The sequence below is a fragment of the Kitasatospora sp. NPDC059599 genome, from assembly GCF_042735125.1.
In the GTDB taxonomy this organism is placed as follows: Bacteria; Actinomycetota; Actinomycetes; order Streptomycetales; family Streptomycetaceae; genus Kitasatospora.
Genome location: NZ_JBHWCL010000008.1, coordinates 64,431 through 83,572, shown reverse-complemented (window position 1 = coordinate 83,572; position 19,142 = coordinate 64,431). Strand labels below are relative to the sequence as shown.

The window sequence follows — 19,142 nt, the reverse complement described above, 5'->3', positions numbered from 1 at the left end:
TCAACTACTTTCCTGATCGGCGGTCTGCCGCTGCCGGTGCTCGTCCGCCCGCGCCAGCCGGATGACCCTGACGGTCCTGTACAGGCCCGGGAGGTCGGGCTCGTGCGCTTCGATGTACGCCGCCAGCGCGGTGACCGTCCCGTCGACGAGCAGGACGCGCAGCGGCACCGTGACGGACAGCTCGCGCCGCAGCCGCGCCACGATCCGCGTCGCGGTCAGCGAGTAGCCGCCGAGCGCGAAGAAGTCCTGGTCGGCGCCGACGGCGGCCACGCCGAGTTCGTCGGCCCAGAGGTCGGCCAGGACGGTTTCGAGGGCGGCGCGCCGACTGGAGGCCGGGGCCGCGTCGTCGGCGTCCGATTCCTGCGCGGGGGCGGCCGCGGGCTGCGCGTCGGCGCGGTCCGGCGCCGCCGGCTCCCCGGCGGGCAGCCACCGGTCGGCCCGCAGCTCCGGGTCCCGCACCACGGCCGCGAGGAGCGACAGGTAGTGCTCGACGAACCGGGCGACGCGCGCGGCGTCGTAGTGGTCCGCCCGGTACTCGACGTTGCCGATGGTCCCCGCGGTGGTGGACTCCAGCGTCACCATCAGCCCGAACTTGGCCGAGCCGACCCGGACGGGCACCTCCTCGGCCGTGGCGCCCGGGAGCGCGAGCCGCACCGGGTCGACGTTCAGCAGCTCGAAGATGACCGAGGTCAGCGGCGAGCCCGGGGCGCCGTGGAGCCGCCGCTCGCGCAGCGCGGTCTCCAGCGGGTAGTCCTGGTGGGTGTAGGCGTCGATGACGGTGCGCTTCGCGCGGTCCAGGACCTCGCGGAACGCGAGCCCGTCGGACAGCGCCGTGCGCAGCTGTACCAGGTTGACGAACGAGCCGACCGACGCTTCGAGTTGCGGGTGGCCGCGGCCGGCGACGGAGGTGCCGACGGTGAGGTCGTGCTGGCCCGAGTAGCGGTGGAGCAGCCCGAGGAACGCGGCGTAGAGCACCATGAACGGGGTCGTGCCGCTGCGCCGGCCGAGCTCCTCGACCTCGCCGAGCAGCGCGGCGGGGATCTCGAAGCGGTGGCAGCCGCTGCGCAGGCCGGGGCCGGCGTCGGAGCGGCGCAGCACCGTCAGGTCCACCTCGGGGGCGCCGACGACGCTCTCCCGCCAGTGCTCCCCCAGCGCGGGCAGCCGCTCGGCCAGCACGTCCCGGTGCCAGGCCGCGTAGTCCAGGTAGCCGGTGCGCGCGCCGTCCTGCGCCGGGTCCTCCGCCGCGGTGGCCCCGGCGGCGTACAGGGTGCCGAGTTCGTCGACGAGGTGGGCCAGCGACCACTGGTCGCAGACGATGTGGTGGACCACGAGGACCAGCGCCCAGTCGTCGGCCGCCAGGCGTACGAGCACCACCCGCAGCGCGTCCTCGGCCAGGTCGAAGGGCGCGTCGACGGTGCGCTCGACCAGTTCGGCGAGGGCCGCCTCGTCGAGTCCGGGCAGCTCGACGACCTCGAAGGGGGCCGCCTCGACCGGGGCGACGGTCTGCACCGGGCCGGCGTCCGACTCGGTGATCCGCAGCCGCAGGGCGTCGTGACGCCGCACCAGTCCGTCCAGGGCGCGCCGCAGCGCCTGCGGGTCCACGGTGCCGCGCAGCCGCCAGTACAGCGGGAAGTTGTACTGGGCCGCTCCCGGGTTGAGCTGTTCGGCGAGCCAGATCCCGGTCTGCGCGGAGCTGAGCGGGTGGGCGCCGCCGGTGGGTGCGGCCGGGATGGGGCGCACCGTCGTGGGCGCGGCCCGGTCGATCCGGTCGGCGAGTTCGGCCAGCGTGGGGTGGTGGAAGAGGTCCTCCACGGTGATCTCGACGCCGAGGACGGTGCCCGTCCGCATGGCGACCCGGGCGGCCAGCAGGGAGTGCCCGCCCAGGGCGAAGAAGTCGGAGCCGGTCTCGATCTCGGCGGCGGAGACGTCCAGCACCTCGGCCCAGATGCCCTGCAGGACGCCCTCGGTGGCGGTCAGTCCGGGGGCGTCGGGCGTCGCCGGGGCGGCCTGCGTCGCGTCCGGCTCCGGGGCCGCGTCCTCCTCGACGTCGAGCACGGGCAGGTCCGGCGAGTCCCGCAGCGCCACCAGCACCTGCCGGACGGAGTCGCAGAAGGCCGTCACGGTGGCGGGGTCGTAGAGGTCGCGGTCGTACTCGCAGCCGGCCTCCTTGCGCTCCGGGTCGAGGCTGAGCACGAGGTCCCGGTCGGCGAGCCGGGGTCCGATGCCCCGCCACTTCTCGGCCGGGCGCCCGAACAGCACCGCGACGCCGGAGCGGCCCGCGGTTCCCTGCCCGGAGGTTCCCTGACCGGCGCCGGATCCTGCGTCGGCTCCGGCGTCGGCTCCCGCGTCGAGTTCGGCTTCGAGTTCGGCGTCCAGCCGGCCGAGGGCCACCGTCGCGGCGGTCCGGCCGCCCAACGCGACCTCGACGTCGAGGAGCCGGGCCGGCCCGAAGACCGTGCCGACGGCGAGCGCGGTGCGGCCGCGCCGGTGACGGGCGGCCAGGGCGGCGGCGACCGCGGCGACCGCCGCCGTCTGCGGCTCGATCCCGTACCGGGCCGAGACCTCGTTGACGCCCTCGGCGAAGGCGGCGCCGTCGAGGCCCAGCGTGGCGCGCCGGAACTGCGTCACCGGCGGCCGCGGCCGGTCGGGCGGCAGGGTCGCGTGCGCGGCCGGCTGCCGGGGCTGGAAGAGGCTAGCCGACATCGGCGATCGACTCCTTGCCGTCCTTGCCGACCTTGCCGCCCTCGGCGTCCTTCGCGGTCGCGGCGTCCTTCGCCGCCCCGGCGTCCTTGACGATGACGGTGCGGCCGAGGACGAGCGCGTCCAGCTTCGAGCGCAGGAAGGTGCGCAGGGCCTCCTGCGGGGTCGCGATGATCGGCTGGCCGCGCAGGTTGAAGGACGTGTTCAGCACCACCGGGGTGCCGGTGCGCCGACCGAAGGCGCTGATCAGCTCGAAGAACCGCGGGTTGCTCTCGGGGTGGAGCACCTGGACCCGGGCGCTGCCGTCGACGTGGGTCACCGCGCCGAGGTTGTCGCGCTGCTCGGCGCGGGTCTGCGTCACGAACAGCATGTGGGCGTACCGGGATTCGGTGCCGGGCTCGATCTCGAAGTAGTCGCCGGCGTCCTGGACGCGGACCACCGGTGCGAACGGCCGGAAGCTCTCGCGCTCCTTGACGACCTCGTTCAGGCGGTCGCGCATGGCCTCGGTCCGCGGGTCGGCGATGATGCTGCGGTTGCCGAGCGCGCGGGGACCGAACTCCATCCGGCCCTGGACCCACGCGGTGATGTTGCCGTCGGCCAGCAGCTCCGAGACGCCCTCGGCGAGTTCGGCGTCGGTGGCGTACTCGTGGACGGTGCAGCCCTGCGGCTCGCCGACCGCCGCCGCCAGCTCCTCGTCGGAGAACCCGGGGCCCCAGTACGGCATGGACATCCGGCCGGCCCGGGAGGACGCGGCGGCGTCCGCCGCGAGCGCCGCGCCGATCGCCGTGCCGTCGTCGCTGGAGGCCGGCTGGACGAAGATGTCGTCGAACAGGCGGCTGCGCGACACCAGGCCGTTGAGCGTGCAGTTCAGCGCGACGCCGCCGGCCAGGCAGAGCCGGTTCAGGCCGGTGCGCTCGCGGGCCGCGCGCAGGACGTGCAGCATCGCCTGCTCGGTGATCGCCTGCAGGGCGGCCGCGATGTCGGCGTGGTCCTGCGTCGAGGGCTGCCCCGGGAGCCGGGCGGGGCCGAGCACGGCGGCCAGCTCGCGCAGCACGCCCTCGTGGGTCTCGTGCTCGAAGGCCGTGCGGTCCCGGGCCAGCACGGGGACGGTGTAGGTGCCGTCCTCCCGCAGCCGCACCATGGTGGCGAAGCGGTCGTAGTAGCGCTGCGGGTCGCCGTAGGGCGCCAGGCCCATCACCTTGTACTCGTCCATGAAGGGGACGAAGCCGAGGTGGTGGGTGACCAGGCTGTAGAGGATCCCGACCGAGTGCATGGCCGGGATGGTGTGGAGCACCTCGATGGACTCGCCCCGGCCGACCGCGACGGTGAGGCTCTCCGACTCGCCCATCCCGTCGCTCACCACGATCAGCGAGTCCTCGAACCCGCTGGGGTAGAAGGTGCTGGCGGCGTGCGCCAGGTGGTGCGGGACGGGCCGGAAGCGGTCGGCCCAGGGCCGGCCGGGCAGGAACTTCTCGGCCAGCGCGAGCTGCGACTCCGTCGAGTACACCTCGCGGAACCTGGCCGAGGAGTAGGGGCTCCCGAAGCTTCCGGCCGGATCCCCGTAGGCGAAGCCGTGCGCCAGCACGTCGATGTCGTCGGGGCCCAGGCCGGCCTGCGCCAGGCAGAACTCGATGGCGTTGACCGGGAACGACCCGGTGGTCTTCTCCCCGGTGAACCGCTCCTCCGCGGCGGCGGCCACCACCTCGCCGTCGATCACCAGGGCCGCCGCGGAGTCGTAGCCCTGGGCGAACCTGTGCAACCGGGGATCGAGCCCGGGGAAAGCCTCCCGCTTGAATTCCAGTCCGCCGTTCAGCCCGCTGTAGCCGAGGACGCGCATAGTCTCCAACCTCCCGTCGATGCCACGCGAAATCGTTCGGCCCTCACGCTAGGCGGCGGGATCCCCGCACGTCGCCGCCCGTAGGTCGGGAACAGACCTGTACTTCGGTACGGCCGGGATTCCGGTCGAAAGGACGAGCGGGAAATCGTTGACCCGTGCGCGGTGCCGCTCCTAATGTGACCGGCGGACATGTCGAAGGAGCAGCGGATTCCGTCAGGATTCGCGTGAGCGACCGGGTGATAGGAGCCAGAGCTCGATGTGCGGAATAGCCGGGGTTTACGGACCCGACGACCCGGCCGGCCTGGACCCCGACGTCCTGACGGCCATGACCGACGTGCTGGTGCACCGGGGACCAGACGCGCACACCACCTGTCGGACCGGCGCGTTCACCGCCGGATTCCGCCGCTTGTCGCTGGTCGACCTGGCCGGCGGCGGACAGCCCCACAGCACGCCGGATTCCTCCGTCGTCTCGGTGTGCAACGGCGAGATATTCAACCACCGGAGCCTGCGCGAAGAACTCCGGAGAAAAGGCCACAGATTCCGTTCCGGATCGGACACGGAAGTCCTGGTCCACCTCTACGAGGAATACGGGACCGAACTCACCGACCACCTCGACGGACAGTTCGCCTTCGCCCTCTACGACCGGCGCGAGGACCGCCTGCTGCTCGCCCGCGACCATTGCGGAGTTCTTCCGCTGTTCTACACCGCGGTGGCCGGCCGGATCGTCTTCGCCTCGGAGATCAAGAGCATTCTCCGGCACCCGCTGGTGGAACGCCGGGTCGACCTGCGCGGACTCGACCAGGTGCTCTCGCTGCCCGGACTGGTCAGCCCCCGGACGATGTTCGAGGGCATCCGGTCGCTGCGCCCCGGCGAGCGGCTCGTCGCGGACCGCTCGGGGCACCGCACCGAGCGCTACTGGGACCTCGACTACCCGCTCTGGGACGACGAGGCGCGCCGGCGGGACGCGGCCGCGCTCGCCGACCCGCGCGTCCTCGACGGGCACGCCGACCGGACCAGGGACCTGCTCGAAGCGGCCGTCCGCTCCCGCTCGGTCGCCGACGTCCCGGTCGGGATGTACCTCAGCGGCGGCCTGGACTCCAGCCTGATCGGCGGACTCATGGCCGCCGAACGCCCCGACCACCCGTGGCCCAGCTACGCGGTCACCTTCCCCGGCAGCAGCATCGACGAGGCGCGCTACCAGCGGCTGGTCGCCGGCAAGATCGGCACCCGCCACCACGAGGTGCCGGTGGACGCCGCCGACACCGCCGGCCTGCTCGCCGGCATGGTCCGGCACGCCGAGACCCCGGTGAAGGAGTCCTACAACGTCTGCTCGATGCTGCTGGCCCGCAAGGTCCGCGCCACCGGCACGGTCGCGGTGCTCAGCGGCGAGGGCGCCGACGAGCTGTTCGGCGGCTACCCCGGCTACCTCTTCGACACCGGCGGCCCGGACCGCGGCCCGGGCGACCTCCTGGAGGAGCAGCTCGAACGCGAGGCCGCGCACCGGATGTGGGGCCTCGACCTGCGGTACGAGACCGACCAGCTCCCCGCCCACGACCTGCGCCGCCAGCTCTACAGCGGCCCGCTGGCCGAGGAGTTCGACCGCTTCTCGGTGACCACCCAGCGCCTGGTCGACCCGGACCGGCTGATCGGGCGCCACCCGCTGCACCAGCGCTCCTACCTCGACTTCCACCTGCGGCTCGCCGACCACCTGCTCGGCGACCACGGCGACCGGATGGCCATGGCCAGCTCCGTCGAGATGCGCTTCCCGTTCCTGGCCAGGGACGTCGTCCGGCACGCGACCGCCATCCCGCCGTCCCTGATGACGGCCGGCGGCCGCGAGAAGGCCGTGCTGCGCCGCGCCGCCGAGGGGCTCGTCCCCCACGAGGTGCTGAACCGCCGCAAGTTCGGCTTCCGCAGCCAGACCAGCACCGAGCTGCTGCTGGCCGGCGACGAGTGGTTCAACGACCTGCTGTCGCCCGCGACCGTCCGCCGGCAGGGCTACTTCGACCCGGCCGTCGTCGCCGAGCTGATCCGCCGGCAGACGACGGGGGCCCGCACCGTGCACCCGCACCTGGACACGGACTACCTGCTCGTCATCGCGACCTTCGCGATCTTCCTGGAGGAGTTCGACCTGCCGTGCCTGGGATGACTGGGACGACCCGAGAACGCGTCACCACGCCCCCGCCGACCGCCCTGCGGCCGTCGGCGGCCGACGCCCCCGCACGCACCGGCGCGCCCGGCGCCCGCAGGCCGCTGATCGGCGTGATCGGCGGCATGGGCCCGCTGGCCTCCACCGAACTGCTCAACACTGTGTACGGACTCGAACCGCCCGAGCACGAACAGCTCGCCGCGCGGATCCTGCTGTGGTCCGACCCGGCCGTGGCCGACCGGACCACGGCCATCCAGTCCGGCACGGTCGACCTCGTGCGCGAAGCGCTGGAGGACTCGGTCGACCGCCTGCTCACCGCCGGCGCCGACGTCGTCGTGGTGGCCTGCATCACCGCGCACCCCGCGATCCGGCTGCTGCCGGAGCGGCTGCGCTCGCGCTGCGTCTCCCTGGTGGACCTGGTCTTCGACCGGCTCGACGAACACCCGGGCCGGCACCTGGTGCTGTGCACGCGGGGCAGCGTCCTCGCCGGCGTCTTCACCGACCACGAGCGCTGGCCCGAGTTCGCGCACCGCCTGGTCCTGCCCGACGAGGCCGACCAGGAGCAGCTGCACCACCACATCTACCGGCTCAAGCGCAACGCCGACCGGCTCCCGACGATCGACTTCGTCCGCGGACTGCTGCCCAAGTACCGGGCCGCCGCGTTCGTCGCCGGCTGCACCGAACTGCACCTGGTGACCCGCGCGATCGAGTCCCGCGGCCTGACCCGGCACCTGCCCAGCATCGACCCGATGACCGTCATCGCCCAGCAGATCAAGGACGGAACACTATGACAACGCCGACGGTCCTGGGGCGGTGGGCGGACAGCCTGGCCCGCCACGGCGCCCGCTGCGCCATCAAGTCCGGCCCCCGGGAGGTGAGTTACGGCGAGCTCGCGGGCCGGGCGGCCGGCTACCGGGCCGCGTTCGAGGGCGCCGGCCGGCCCGTCGACCCGGTCCTGATCGCCACCGCCGACCCGGTCGAGGTGATCGCGGCCGTCCTCGGCTGCGCGGCCGCCGGCCGCACCTTCGCACCGGTCGACCCCCGGCTGCCCGCCGCCGTACTGGACGGCGTGCTCGCCGCCCTCCGCCCGGGCACGGTCGTCGCCGACACCGTCGGCCGCGAGGCGCTCGCCGGGCGGCGCCTGCCCGACGGCGCCGGGATCGTCCACCCCGAGACGCTGGAGCCCCGCGCGTGGTCCGCCGAGGACCGGCCGGGGGCCGCCCCGGAGGACGGCGGCTACGTCTACTTCACCTCGGGCACGACCGGGCGCCCGAAGGGCATCCGCGGCAGCCTGGAGGCCGTCCACCACTTCGTCGACTGGGAGATCGCCGAGTTCGGCATCGGCGAGGGCACCACCGTGTCCCAGCTGACCTCCCCGGGCTTCGACGCGTTCCTGCGCGACGCCTTCGCCCCGCTGTGCGCGGGCGGCACCGTCTGCGTGCGCCCGGACGACGGGACACCGGTCGGCGAGGGCCTGGCGCGCTGGCTCACCGAGAACGAGGTCGAGGTCCTGCACTGCGTGCCGACCCTCTTCCGCACCCTGCGCTCCGCCGCCCTGACCCCCGACTCCTTCCCCGCCCTGCGCGCCGTGCTGCTCGCCGGCGAGCAGCTGCACCCCTCCGACGTCGCCTGGTGGCGCGGCCTGTTCGGCGGCGACAAGGAACTGGTCAACCTGTACGGGCCGTCCGAGACCACCATGACGAAGCTCTTCCACCGGACGACGGAGGAGGACGCCCACGCCCGGCTGGTGCCGGTCGGCCGGCCGCTGCCGGGCGTGGCGGCCCGGGTGCTGACCGGGCCCGGCGACCCGCCGGACGCGCTCGGCGAGGTGGAGCTGGAGGTCCCGTTCCCGCTGCTCGGCTACCTCGGTGAGGACGAGTGGCGCGGCACCGCCACCACCTACCGCACCGGCGACCTCGGCAGGTTCCGGCCCGACGGGACACTGGAGCTGTTCGGCCGCCGCGACCAGCAGGTCAAGGTGCACGGCGTGCGCATCGACCTCGGCGAGGTCGAGAACGCCCTGCGCGGCCACCCCGGGGTGGAGGACGTCTGCGCGGCGGCGGTCACGGAGGACGTGTCGACCGCCCTGGTCGCCTACGTGGTGGCCCCCGACGTCCCCGACGCCGAGCTGCGCGCGCACGCCGCGCAGCTGCTCGCACCCGGCCTGGTGCCCTCGGTGTTCGTCCGCATGGCGGCGATCCCCCGGACGCTCAACGGCAAGGTGGAGCGCCGCTCCCTGCCCCGGGTCCGGCTGCAGCGCGCCGCCGACGCCACCCGGGCGCCGCAGGGGCCTGCCGAGACCCGGATCGCCGCGATCTGGAGCGAGATCCTCGGCCTGGCCGGCATCAACCGCGACGACGACTTCACCCTGCTCGGCGGCGACTCCCTGGCGATCGCGCGGCTCATGGACCGGGTCCGCTACGAGTACCGGGTCGACCTGCCGCTGCGCGCGTTCCTCCAGGACCCCACCGTCACCGGGCTCGCCTCGGCCGTGACGGACCGCACGGCGCGGAGCGGATCGTGAGCGCCCCCGCGCCGGCCCTGCCCGCCAACACGGTGCTCCGCGCCCGCCTGACCGGGGAGCTGGACGTCACCGCGCTGTCGGCGGCGGTCGACGACCTGGTGACGGCGCGTCCGGAACTCGCAGCGGCGGGAGCGCGGCCCGGCCGGGTCCGGCTGAGGGTCATCGACCTCTCCCGCTCCGCCGGGGAACAGCAGCGGAGCGTCCTCGCCGAGCTGGCGGCCGACGAGGCGGCCCGGCCGGTCGGCGCGGCCGGCCGCCCCCGGCTGCGGGCCTGCCTCGCCGGGCTGGGCGCCGGGGCGCACGAACTCCTGCTCGCGGTGGACCGGGAGCAGGTCGACACGTGGTCGGTCGCCGGGCTGACCCGGGACCTCGGTGCCGCCTACCGCGCGCGGATCCCGGACGCGACGGCGGCGCGGCCCGCGACGGGACCGGCGCCCGGGACCGGACCGGTGCCGGGCGCCTGGCTCCCGGGCGAGCGGGCGTCCCGCACGCTGCCGGGGGAGACCGGGGAGACCGGGGAGACCGCAGCGACCGCGAAGACCGCCGCCGTGGCCGAGCGGGTGCTCGCCGCCTTCGCCGCAGTGCTCGGCCGCTACGCCGGGACGGACGAGGCCGTGCTGACCGTGCCGGACGGCCCGGCACACCGGACCATCCGCGTGGACCTCGCCGGCGCCCCGACCTCCGCCCGGCTGGCCGCCGCGGTGCGCACGGCGCCGGACGCCGGCCCGGACACACCGGCCTTCCCGATCCGCGCCGTCTTCGCCGGGCACGACCTGCCGGCCGCGGCCCTGGAACTGCCGGGCGTCGCGGAACAGGTGAGCGTCGACTCCCCGCCCGACCCCGAGGGCCGGCTGACCCTGGCCGTGACCGGGCCGGCGGAGTTCACCGTCGCCCTCACCGGCACGCTGCCGGGCCGGGTGACGGCCGAGGGCTTCGCCGACCACCTCGCCCTGGCGGTCCGGTTCGGGCTCGACGAACCCGACCGGCCGCTGGCCGAACTCGACCTCTCCGGCCGCCCCGCGCCCCACCCGGCACCCGGCCCCGCCACCACCCGGCCGTACCGCGACTACCTGGCCTTCCTGGACGAGGAGTTCGCGGCGCGGGTGCGGGAGGCCCCGGGGGCGGTCGCGGTGCGCTCGGAGGAGGGCACGCTCGACTACGGCGGGCTGGACCGGTGGAGCTGCCGGACGGCCCACGTCCTGGACCGTCACGGCGCCGGCCCCGGGCGGGTGGTGGCGCTCCTGCTGACCGGCGGGGCCGGCCGGATCGCGGCCGTCCTCGGGGCGATGCGCACCGGTGCGACCTTCACCTGTCTCAACCCCGCCGACCCGGACGCCCGCCTCCGCGACATCCTGGCCGGCACCGGGGCGGTCTGCGTGCTCGCCGACGAGGCCGCCGTCGCGGCGCACCCGGCGCTGCTCGGACCGGACGGCAGGTTCGCCGGCCTGCCGGTGGCGGCGCCGGTGCCCGCCCCGGGAGACGCACCGGGAGACGCCCCGGAGGACGCCCCGGGGGACGAGCCGCAGGGCGAGCACGTGTGCTTCCCGGCCCCGCCGGCCGCCGACCGCCCGCTGTGCATCGTGCACACCTCGGGGAGCACCGGGACGCCCAAGGGCATCGCGCTGTCGCGGGCCGCGTTCGCGCAGTTCGCCGAGTGGCAGCGGGAGCGGTTCGGGATAGGCCCGGACAGCAGGGTCGCCCAGTGGGCGCCGCTCACCTACGACGCCGCGTACACCGAGATCCTCGCGGCGCTCACCGCCGGCGCCGCGCTCTGCCTGCCGCCCGAAGCGGCCCGGCGCGACCCGGTCTCGGTGGTGCGCTGGCTGCGGCGGGAGCGGATCGGGCAGATCCAGACCGTGCCGTCGTTCTTCCGGCTGCTCACCGAGGCGCTGGACGCGCAGGGCGGCGAACTGCCCGACCTGCGGCACGTCCTGGTCGCCGGCGAGGTGTTCCCGGTGGACCTCGCCGAGGCCTGGGCGCACCGGGCGGTGCGTCCGCGGCTGCACAACCTGTACGGGCCCACCGAGTGCATCCTCGCCACCCACCACGAATTGCCCCCCGGCGGGGAGTTCCCGACCGGGGTGCCGATCGGCGTGCCGATCCCGGGCCGGGAGGCGCTCGTCCTCGACGGCCTCGGCCGGCCCTGCCCGGTCGGGGTGCCCGGCGAGATCCACCTGCGCAGCGCGTTCCTGGCCGGTTCCTACCACCGCCGGCCCGCCGAGACCGCCTCGGCGTACCTGCCCGACCCGTGGCGGCCCGGCCGGACGCTGTACCGCACCGGCGACCGCGGCCACCTGCGGGCCGACGGCACGCTGGCGTTCACCGGCCGGACCGGCAACCAGGTGAAGATCCGCGGGAACCGGATCGAACTGGACGAGGTCGAGGCGGTGCTGGAGCAGCAGGCCGGGGTGCGGGAGGCCGCCGCGGCGGTCCGCACCACCGCGTCCGGCGACCCCTGCCTGGTGGGCTACGTGGTGGCCGACCCCGGGGTCTCCGGGGAGGCGCTGCGCCGGCTCGTCGCGGCGCGGCTGCCCGCCCCCGCGGTGCCCGACCTGATCGCGGTGCTGGCCGACCTGCCGCGCACCGCCACCAACAAACGTGATCGTGCGCGGCTGCCCTGGCCCCTGCCGGCACGACGGAGCGAACCGGAAGGTGACGAACGATGAAGAACGCCGAAGCGGCGATCGCGGCCCTGGCCGCCGAGACCGGGGTCGGCCCGGAGACGGTGCGGCTGGCCGCCTCGTTCAAGGTGGCGGCGGTGCTCACCGGCTCCGACGCGCTCGGCGACGACGGGCGGAGCTGGCGCGAGCTGGTCGCCCGGGTGGCCACCCCGCAGGGGCGGGCCGAGGCCGAGCGGGTCCGGGAGGAGGCCGCCGCCCAGGGGCACGTCGGGCCCGACCGCACGGAGCGCTACGTCCGGGCGGTCCTGGAGCGGATGGCCGGCGCCCCGGACGAGGCGCACGACGAGCACGGCCTGGTCGACGGGGAGGAGCTCGCGGCCACGCTGGAGCTCTCCGCCGGTCCGGTCCGGGAGCTGCCGGACCGCCGGTTCCACGAACTGTTCGAGGAGCGGGTGCGCCGGCACCCCGACGCGGTAGCCGCGGTGCAGGCCGGGCGGAGCTGGACGTACGCGGAGCTGAACGGCCGCGCCAACCGGATCGCCCGGTCGCTGCGGCAGCAGGGGCTGGCCGACGAGGACGTGGTCGCCGTGGTCGCCGAGCGCTCGCTGGAGTGGATGGCCGCGGTGATCGCGATCTTCAAGGCGGGCGGCTGCTACCTCCCGCTGGACCCGGCCTTCCCGGCCGAGCGGATCGCCGTGGTGCTGGAGCGCAGCGGCTGCCGCCGGGTGCTGGCGGACCCGGGGCTGAGTCAGGTCGACGAGGCGGTGCGGGGCCGCGGGGTGACCGTCTCGGTGCTGACCGAGGTGCCGGCCGAGGTGCCTGCGGACGGGCCGGCCGGGTCCGGCCCCGAGGACGACCTCCACCTGCCCGTCGCTGCCGAGCAGTTGGCGTACATCTACTTCACCTCGGGCTCCACCGGCGAGCCCAAGGGCGCGATGTGCGAGCACGCCGGCTTCCTCAACCACCTCTACTCCAAGATCGAGGACCTGGGCGTCCGCGAGGGCGACGTCATCGCCCAGACCGCCCCGCAGTGCTTCGACATCTCGCTGTGGCAGCTGGTCGCCGCGCTGCTGGTCGGCGGCCGGACGGAGATCATCGGACAGGACACCATCACCGACGTCCGCCGGTTCGTCGAAACCGTCACCGGGGCCGGCGTCCAGGTGGCCCAACTGGTGCCCTCCTACCTGGACCTGGTGCTGGAGACCCTCCAGGGCGACCGCCTCGGCCTGCCGTCGCTGCGCTGCCTCGCGGTGACCGGCGAGGCCCTCAAGGCCGAACTGGTGCACCGCTGGTTCGCCGCCTTCCCCGGCATCCCCCTGGTCAACTGCTACGGCACGACCGAGGTCTCGGACGACACCAACCACGGCGTGATGCACGGCCCGCCGGCCGGCCGGTCCGTCCCGCTCGGCCCTCCGACCCGCAACGTCCGGGTGTACGTGGTGGACGAGCGGCTGCGCATGGTCCCGGACGGGGCGCCCGGGGAGATCGTCTTCGCCGGGGTGTGCGTCGGCCGGGGGTACGTCAACGACGCCGCCCGGACGGACGCCGCGTACCGGGCGGACCCGTACCGGCCGGGCGAACGGCTCTACCACTCCGGCGACTTCGGCCGCCGACTGCCCTCCGGCGAGTTCGAGTACCTCGGCCGCCGGGACTCGCAGGTGAAGGTGAGCGGGTTCCGGATCGAGATCGGCGAGATCGAGAACCGCCTGCTGCAGGTCCCCGGCGTCCGGGACGGCGCCGTGGTGATCGCCGGATCGACCGAGGACCCCCAGCTGGTCGGCTACTACAGCGGCGGCGCCGCCCCCGAGCCCGGGGACGTGGAACGGGCCCTGGCCGCCGTCCTGCCGCACTACATGGTGCCCGGCCGCCTGCTCCGCCTCGACCGGCTGCCGCTGTCCGCGAACGGCAAGATCGACAAGAAGGCGCTGACCGCCGCGGCCCGGGAGCAGGGCCGTCCGGCCGCCGGCGGCGGCGTGGCGCTCCCGGAGACCGACACCGAGCGCCGGGTCGCCCGGCTGTGGGCCGAACTGCTCGACGTCCCGCTCGACCGGATCGGCCGCGGCTCCCGCTTCGTCGAGCTCGGCGGCACCTCGCTGGCCGCGATCCGGCTGGCGATCGCCCTGGACCGCGCCGTGACGGTGGGCGAGCTGAAGGCCACCCCGACCGTCGCCGAGGTCGCCGGACTCCTCGACCGCAAGGCGGCCGGCCGGACCGCGGAGGCGCGGCGATGAGCCCCGCCGCCCCCGCCACCCGCACCGCCCCGCGCCTGCGCGTGCTGGACGCCGCCCCCGGCCCGGAGTGGGCCGCCGCGCACCGGGCGGAGGTCCTCGCCGAGGTCGAGGCGTCCGGGGCCGTGCTCCTGCGCGGACTCGGCGTCGCCTCGGCCGCGGACCTCGCCGCCGTCACCGCCGCCCTCGGGATCGAGCCGATGGCCGAACGGGAGGGGTTCGCGCCCCGCGAGCACCACGGCGGGACGGTCTACTCGGCCTCGCACTGGCCCGCGGACGCCCCGATGTGCATGCACCACGAGCAGAGTTACGCCGCCGAGGTCCCCGGCGTGCTGCTGTTCGGCTGCCTGACCGCCCCGGAGCGCGGCGGCCGGACCATGCTCGCCGACTCCCAGCGGGTGCTGCGCGACCTCCCCCCGGACCTGGTCGAGCCGTTCCGCCGGGACGGCTGGCTGCTGCTGCGGAGCTACCAGGACGTCGGCGTGCCGTGGACCGACGCCTTCGGCACCGACGACCGGGCCCGGGTCGACGCCTACTGCGCGGCCGAGGGCATCCGGCACGAGTGGTTCGACGACGGCCGGCTGCGCACCGTGCAGCGCCGCTCCGCCGTCGTCGCCCACCCCCGCACCGGCGTGCCCGGCTGGTTCAACCAGATCGCCTTCCTCAACGAACTGACCATGGACCCGGTGATCCGCGAGTACCTGCTCGACCAGTACGGGCCGACCGGCCTGCCGTTCACCACGGCCCACGGCGACGGCACCCCGGTCGACGCCGGCACCGTGGAGACCGTCAACGCGGTCTACGAGGCGGCCACCTTCGGCGAGTCCTGGCGGGACGGCGACGTCCTGGTCGTCGACAACATCCGGATGGCCCACAGCCGGGAGCCGTACGAGGGATCCCGGGAGGTCGCCGTCGTCCTCGGCGACCCGGTCCGGCTCGACGGCCACGTCCTGACCGACGGACACGTTCTGCCCGACGGCCACGTCCTGCCCGGCGGTGGCGCCGGATGACCGCGGCCTCCTTCGCGCAGGAACGCGCCTGGCTCGCCAGCCGGTTCGCCGCCGACACGGCGCTGTACCACGTCGCGGACCAGTGGCCGCTGCACGGGGACCTCTCCGAGGCCCGGATCCGGGCGGCCCTGGCCGCCGTGGTGGAGCGGCACGAGGCCCTGCGCACCGGATTCCGGGTCGTGGACGGCACGCTGACCGCCGTCGTCCACGACCGGGTCGACCCCGCTCCGGAGGTCGTCGACCTCTCCGGGCGCACCGAGGAGGAGCAGCGCCGGGAGCGCGGGATCCTCGCCGACCGGCTGAAGCACACCCCCTTCGACCTCGCCCGCGCACCGCTGTGGCGCGCGGGCCTGGTCAAACTCGGCGCCGGGCGCTGGCGGTTGCTGTTCGTCGCCCACCACGCGGTCTGCGACGCCCCGTCGCTCTTCAACCTCCACGCCGAGATCACCGAGTTCTGTGCGGCGCTCGAACAGGACCGGCCGCCGCGCGTCCCCCCGCTCGCCCTCTCCTACGGCGAGCACGCGCGGCAGCAGCGCGAGCGGCTCGGCGGTGCCGGGACCACCGAGTCGGCCGGCTACTGGCGGGCGCAGCTCGCCGGCCTGCCGGCCGAGCACGGCCTTCCGCTGGACCTGCCGCGGCCGGCCCGGCGGTCCTTCGCCGGCGCGGAGCTGCGGGCCGAACTCCCGGCCGGCACGGCGCCCGCGCTCGCGCGGGCCGCCGACCGGCACGGGGTCACGCCGTTCGAGCTGCTGCTCGCCGGGTACGCGGCCCTGCTCCACCGGCGCTCCGGCCGGGACGACGTCGTCCTCGGGGTGCCGCTGTCCGGCCGGGACCGCCCCGAACTGCTGCCCCTCGTCGGCACCTTCGTCAACATGGTGGTGCTCCGGGTGGACGCCTCGGGCGACCCCTCGTACGCCGGGCTCGTCGAACGCGTCCGGGCGGTGTGGCGGGCGGCCCGCGACCACCAGGAGACGCCGTTCCAGACCGTGGTCGAGTACCTCGCGCCGCAGCGCGGCCCCGGCCTGCCCCCGCTCTACCAGCTGGCCTTCAACACCACGGCGGCCGAGGGCTTCGGGCCGCCGTCCACCACCGCCGAGGACGACCTGCTGCTGGAGGTGTCCGGCACGACGGCCCGGCTGGAGTACAACACCGCCCTGTTCCGCCGGGAGACCGCCGAAGGGCTGCTCGCCGACTACGCGGCGGTGCTCACGGCGGCCCTCGCCGACCGGTCGACACCGCTGTCCCGGCTCCCGGTGAGACCGCCGCGCCGGGCCGGTGCGGCCGGCCCTGTGCCCGCGTCGGGCGCCGTGCCGGGCCCGCCCCCCGGCCGCGTCCCGCCGCGCACCGCCGCCGAGGAGGTGGTGGCCCGCGCCTGGGCCGACGTCCTCGGCGTCGACCGGGTGGGCGTGCACGACGACTTCTTCGCCGTCGGCGGCCACTCGCTGCAGGCGCTGCGCCTGCTCGCCCGGCTGTCGTCCGACCACCGCGTCGAGACCACCGTCGACGCCTTCTTCTCGAACCCGACCGTCGCACGGCTGGCCGCCGAGCTGGAGCGGCACACCGCGACGCGCCGGGAGCACCGGACCGACCCCGAGGGAGAGACATGGCAGTGACCGGCCGGATCGACGGCGTGCCCAGCGAGGTGTGGAACGAGGAGGTGCTGGCCCCGCAGTTCGGCTACGAGGCCGAAGCCCTGCTGCCGCACTACGTGTCCATCGAGAAGGTGCTGCTGCTGGAGTACCGCAGGATGGGCCTGGTCGACCCGCAGGGGGCGGCCGCGCTCGCCGGCCGGCTCGACGGCCTGACCCCCGAGCTGATCCGGGCGGACCCGCGGGACAACATGTCGGACATCTTCTTCGCCATGGAACGCCACGTGGCCCGCGGCGCCACCGCCCCCTTCGCGGCCTGGCACGTCGACCGCAGCCGCAACGACTTCCAGGCCTGCGGCCAGCTGCTGTCCTGCCGGGAGAACATCCGTGCCCTCGCCGCGGACCTGGTCGCCCTCGGGCGAACGGCCGCGGCGCGCGCCGCCGAACTGCCGGACAGCCCGATGCCGGGCTACACCCACGCGCAGGCCGCGCAGACCATCACGCCGGCGTTCTACCTCTCGGCGCTCTCCGAGGAGACCCTCGGCGCGGCCCGCCGACTGCTGGCCACCTACGACGAGATCGACCGCTCGCCGCTGGGCGCGGGCAGCATGGCCGGCCAGGAACTGCCCTGGGACCGCGAGCGGATGGCCGCACTGCTGGGCTTCCGGGAGCCGCAGGCGCACGCCCTGGTCTCGGTGGCCTCCCGGTCCTGGGCCCTCGCGGTCGCGTCCGAGCTGTCGAACTTCGCGGTGGCCCTCAGCCGGTTCACCACCGACCTGATGACCTGGAGCGGCGCCGGGTTCGGGTTCGTGGACTTCCCCGACGCGCTGGCCGGGATCTCCGCCGCGATGCCGCAGAAGCGCAACTTCCCCGTCCTGGAACGGATCCGCGGCCGCTGCTCGCACGTCGTCGGCTGCGCGGCCCAGCTCGCCTTCGCCCAGCACGGCACCCCGTACGCCAACAGCGTCGAGGTTTCCAAGGAGGCCGGGCAGCACCTCCGGGCCCAGTTCGCCGCGCTGCGCTCGGCCCTGCGGCTGGCCCACACCACCCTCGCCACCGCGACCTTCCGGACCGACCGGATGCGCGAGGCCTGCGAGGGGGACTTCCTCGGCGCCTTCACCCTCGCCAACCTGCTCACCCTGGAGGCCGGGGTCCCCTGGCGGACGGCGCAGGTGATCGCCGGAGCGTACGTCAGGGCCGCCATCGCCGGCGGCCTGACCGCGGCCACCCCCGACGGCCCGCTGCTCGCGGCGATCGCCGAGGAGCACGGCCACCGGGTGCCCGAGCCCGCCGAGCTGCTGTCCCGCTCCTTCGACTCCGACCGGGCCGTCCGGATCAAGCACTCCGCGGGCTCGACGCACCCCGACGCCGTCCGCGTCATGCTCGCCGCGCAGGAGGACGGGTACCGGGAGCTGGCCGGGCAGTGGCGGCTGCGCGACGAGGCGGCGAGCGGCGCCGCGGCGCGCGTGGACGCCCTGCTGGCCACCGTCGACACCGCCGCCGGGGACACCGCTGCCGGGGACACCGCTACCGGGGACACCGCCGGGGAGACCGCGACGGTCACCCCGTGACCGGGCCCAGCCTCATCACCCGCCGCCCCGGCGCGGACCTGCGCAGCGGCCGCGCCGACGCCTCCGGCACCTTCGGCGAACTGCTCCAGGGCCGGCTGCCCGACGGCACGGACTTCCTCGTCACGCTGCCGATCACGCTCCGCTCCCGGGCCTGGTTCCGCTTCGACCCGGCCGGCCCGCTGCGGGTCTTCCCCGCCCACAAGACGAAGTCCCTGCGGCTGGCCGAGGCCATGCTGGCGGCCCACCGTCCCGGTGGCGGCGGGACGCTGATCCTGGACAGCGACCTGCTGATCGGCAAGGGACTGGCCAGCTCCTCCGCCGACCTGGTCGCCACCGCGCGCGCGGTCGGCGGCGCGCTGGGCATGGACACCGGCCCGGCGGCGGTGGAGCACTGGCTGCGCCCGATCGAGCCGACCGACGGGGTGATGCACCCGGGCGTCGTGGTCTTCGAGCACCGCGAGGTGCGGCTGCGCGAGGCGCTCGGCGCCCTGGCGCCGGCCACCGTGGTCGCCGTGGACGAGGGCGGCCACCTGGACACCGTCGCCTTCAACAAGCGTCCCAAGCTCTACTCCCCGGCCGAGACGGCCGAGTTCACCGCGCTGCTGGACGCCCTGACCGTGGCCGTGCGCGCCGGGGACCCGGCCGCCGTGGGCCGGGTGACCACCCGCAGCGCCGTCCTCAACCAGCGTTTCGCCCCCAAGCGGCACCTGGACGCGATGCTGGCCATCGCGGAGCGGACCGGGGCGCTCGGCCTGGTGTGCGCGCACAGCGGCACCATGCTGGGCCTGCTGTTCGACGACGCGGATCCGGACCGCACCCGCAAGGTCGCCGAGGCGCACGCGGCCTGCGAGGCCCTGGGCGACGACACCCTCCTGTTCCGGACCCTCACCCAGCCCTCCCCGTAGGGGCACTT

11 protein-coding genes are annotated in these 19,142 nt (G+C 75.2%); 9 read left to right on the top strand and 2 right to left on the bottom strand.

What is annotated here, in order from left to right:
• Together ACFV04_RS04890 and ACFV04_RS04885 are read right to left on the bottom strand one after the other, a co-directional pair.
• Positions 1–2,703, bottom strand: coding sequence for a condensation domain-containing protein (locus ACFV04_RS04890; RefSeq protein ID WP_380526836.1), 2,703 nt, complete (start codon positions 2,701–2,703; stop codon positions 1–3).
• On the bottom strand, positions 2,693–4,537 hold the full coding sequence (locus ACFV04_RS04885) for a carbamoyltransferase (RefSeq protein ID WP_380526835.1): 1,845 nt from the start codon (positions 4,535–4,537) through the stop codon (positions 2,693–2,695). Before ACFV04_RS04885 ends, ACFV04_RS04890 begins: the two co-directional genes overlap by 11 nt.
• 256 nt (positions 4,538–4,793) lie before the next feature.
• On the opposite strand from ACFV04_RS04885, the gene asnB reads away from it, so the two are divergent.
• Genes asnB through ACFV04_RS04840 form a run of 9 tightly spaced genes read left to right on the top strand, consistent with a single transcriptional unit; the run spans position 4,794 to position 19,134 of the window.
• On the top strand, positions 4,794–6,686 hold the full coding sequence (gene asnB / locus ACFV04_RS04880; protein ID WP_380335112.1) for an asparagine synthase (glutamine-hydrolyzing): 1,893 nt from the start codon (positions 4,794–4,796) through the stop codon (positions 6,684–6,686).
• A complete protein-coding gene (locus tag ACFV04_RS04875) occupies positions 6,683–7,477 on the top strand; it encodes an aspartate/glutamate racemase family protein (protein WP_380526833.1) in 795 nt (264 codons plus the stop codon). The genes asnB and ACFV04_RS04875 overlap by 4 nt, the downstream gene beginning before the upstream one ends.
• Positions 7,474–9,210, top strand: coding sequence for an AMP-binding protein (locus tag ACFV04_RS04870; protein ID WP_380526831.1), 1,737 nt, complete (start codon positions 7,474–7,476; stop codon positions 9,208–9,210). The genes ACFV04_RS04875 and ACFV04_RS04870 overlap by 4 nt, the downstream gene beginning before the upstream one ends.
• On the top strand, positions 9,207–11,876 hold the full coding sequence (locus tag ACFV04_RS04865) for an amino acid adenylation domain-containing protein (protein ID WP_380526829.1): 2,670 nt from the start codon (positions 9,207–9,209) through the stop codon (positions 11,874–11,876). The genes ACFV04_RS04870 and ACFV04_RS04865 overlap by 4 nt, the downstream gene beginning before the upstream one ends.
• Positions 11,873–14,062 carry an amino acid adenylation domain-containing protein gene (locus ACFV04_RS04860; RefSeq protein ID WP_380526827.1) on the top strand — a complete coding sequence of 730 codons (2,190 nt, stop codon included), beginning with the start codon at positions 11,873–11,875 and terminating at the stop codon, positions 14,060–14,062. The genes ACFV04_RS04865 and ACFV04_RS04860 overlap by 4 nt, the downstream gene beginning before the upstream one ends.
• Entirely contained in the window at positions 14,059–15,069 is a 1,011-nt protein-coding gene (locus ACFV04_RS04855) for a TauD/TfdA family dioxygenase (protein WP_380526825.1), read from the top strand. The genes ACFV04_RS04860 and ACFV04_RS04855 overlap by 4 nt, the downstream gene beginning before the upstream one ends.
• Positions 15,066–16,682: a condensation domain-containing protein gene (locus ACFV04_RS04850; RefSeq protein ID WP_380335127.1), complete on the top strand. Its 1,617-nt coding sequence runs from the start codon at positions 15,066–15,068 to the stop codon at positions 16,680–16,682. Before ACFV04_RS04855 ends, ACFV04_RS04850 begins: the two co-directional genes overlap by 4 nt.
• Entirely contained in the window at positions 16,673–18,229 is a 1,557-nt protein-coding gene (locus ACFV04_RS04845; RefSeq protein WP_380526823.1) for an argininosuccinate lyase, read from the top strand. The genes ACFV04_RS04850 and ACFV04_RS04845 overlap by 10 nt, the downstream gene beginning before the upstream one ends.
• Positions 18,226–19,134: a kinase gene (locus ACFV04_RS04840; protein ID WP_380526821.1), complete on the top strand. Its 909-nt coding sequence runs from the start codon at positions 18,226–18,228 to the stop codon at positions 19,132–19,134. The genes ACFV04_RS04845 and ACFV04_RS04840 overlap by 4 nt, the downstream gene beginning before the upstream one ends.
• Positions 19,135–19,142 lie beyond the last annotated feature (8 nt).

Coding starts and splice junctions, on each gene's coding strand:
- ACFV04_RS04890 (WP_380526836.1), bottom strand. CDS start 2,703: ATGTCGGCTAGCCTCTTCCAGCCCCGGCAGCCGGCCGCGCACGCGACC.
- ACFV04_RS04885 (WP_380526835.1), bottom strand. CDS start 4,537: ATGCGCGTCCTCGGCTACAGCGGGCTGAACGGCGGACTGGAATTCAAG.
- asnB (WP_380335112.1), top strand. CDS start 4,794: ATGTGCGGAATAGCCGGGGTTTACGGACCCGACGACCCGGCCGGCCTG.
- ACFV04_RS04875 (WP_380526833.1), top strand. CDS start 6,683: ATGACTGGGACGACCCGAGAACGCGTCACCACGCCCCCGCCGACCGCC.
- ACFV04_RS04870 (WP_380526831.1), top strand. CDS start 7,474: ATGACAACGCCGACGGTCCTGGGGCGGTGGGCGGACAGCCTGGCCCGC.
- ACFV04_RS04860 (WP_380526827.1), top strand. CDS start 11,873: ATGAAGAACGCCGAAGCGGCGATCGCGGCCCTGGCCGCCGAGACCGGG.
- ACFV04_RS04855 (WP_380526825.1), top strand. CDS start 14,059: ATGAGCCCCGCCGCCCCCGCCACCCGCACCGCCCCGCGCCTGCGCGTG.
- ACFV04_RS04850 (WP_380335127.1), top strand. CDS start 15,066: ATGACCGCGGCCTCCTTCGCGCAGGAACGCGCCTGGCTCGCCAGCCGG.
- ACFV04_RS04845 (WP_380526823.1), top strand. CDS start 16,673: ATGGCAGTGACCGGCCGGATCGACGGCGTGCCCAGCGAGGTGTGGAAC.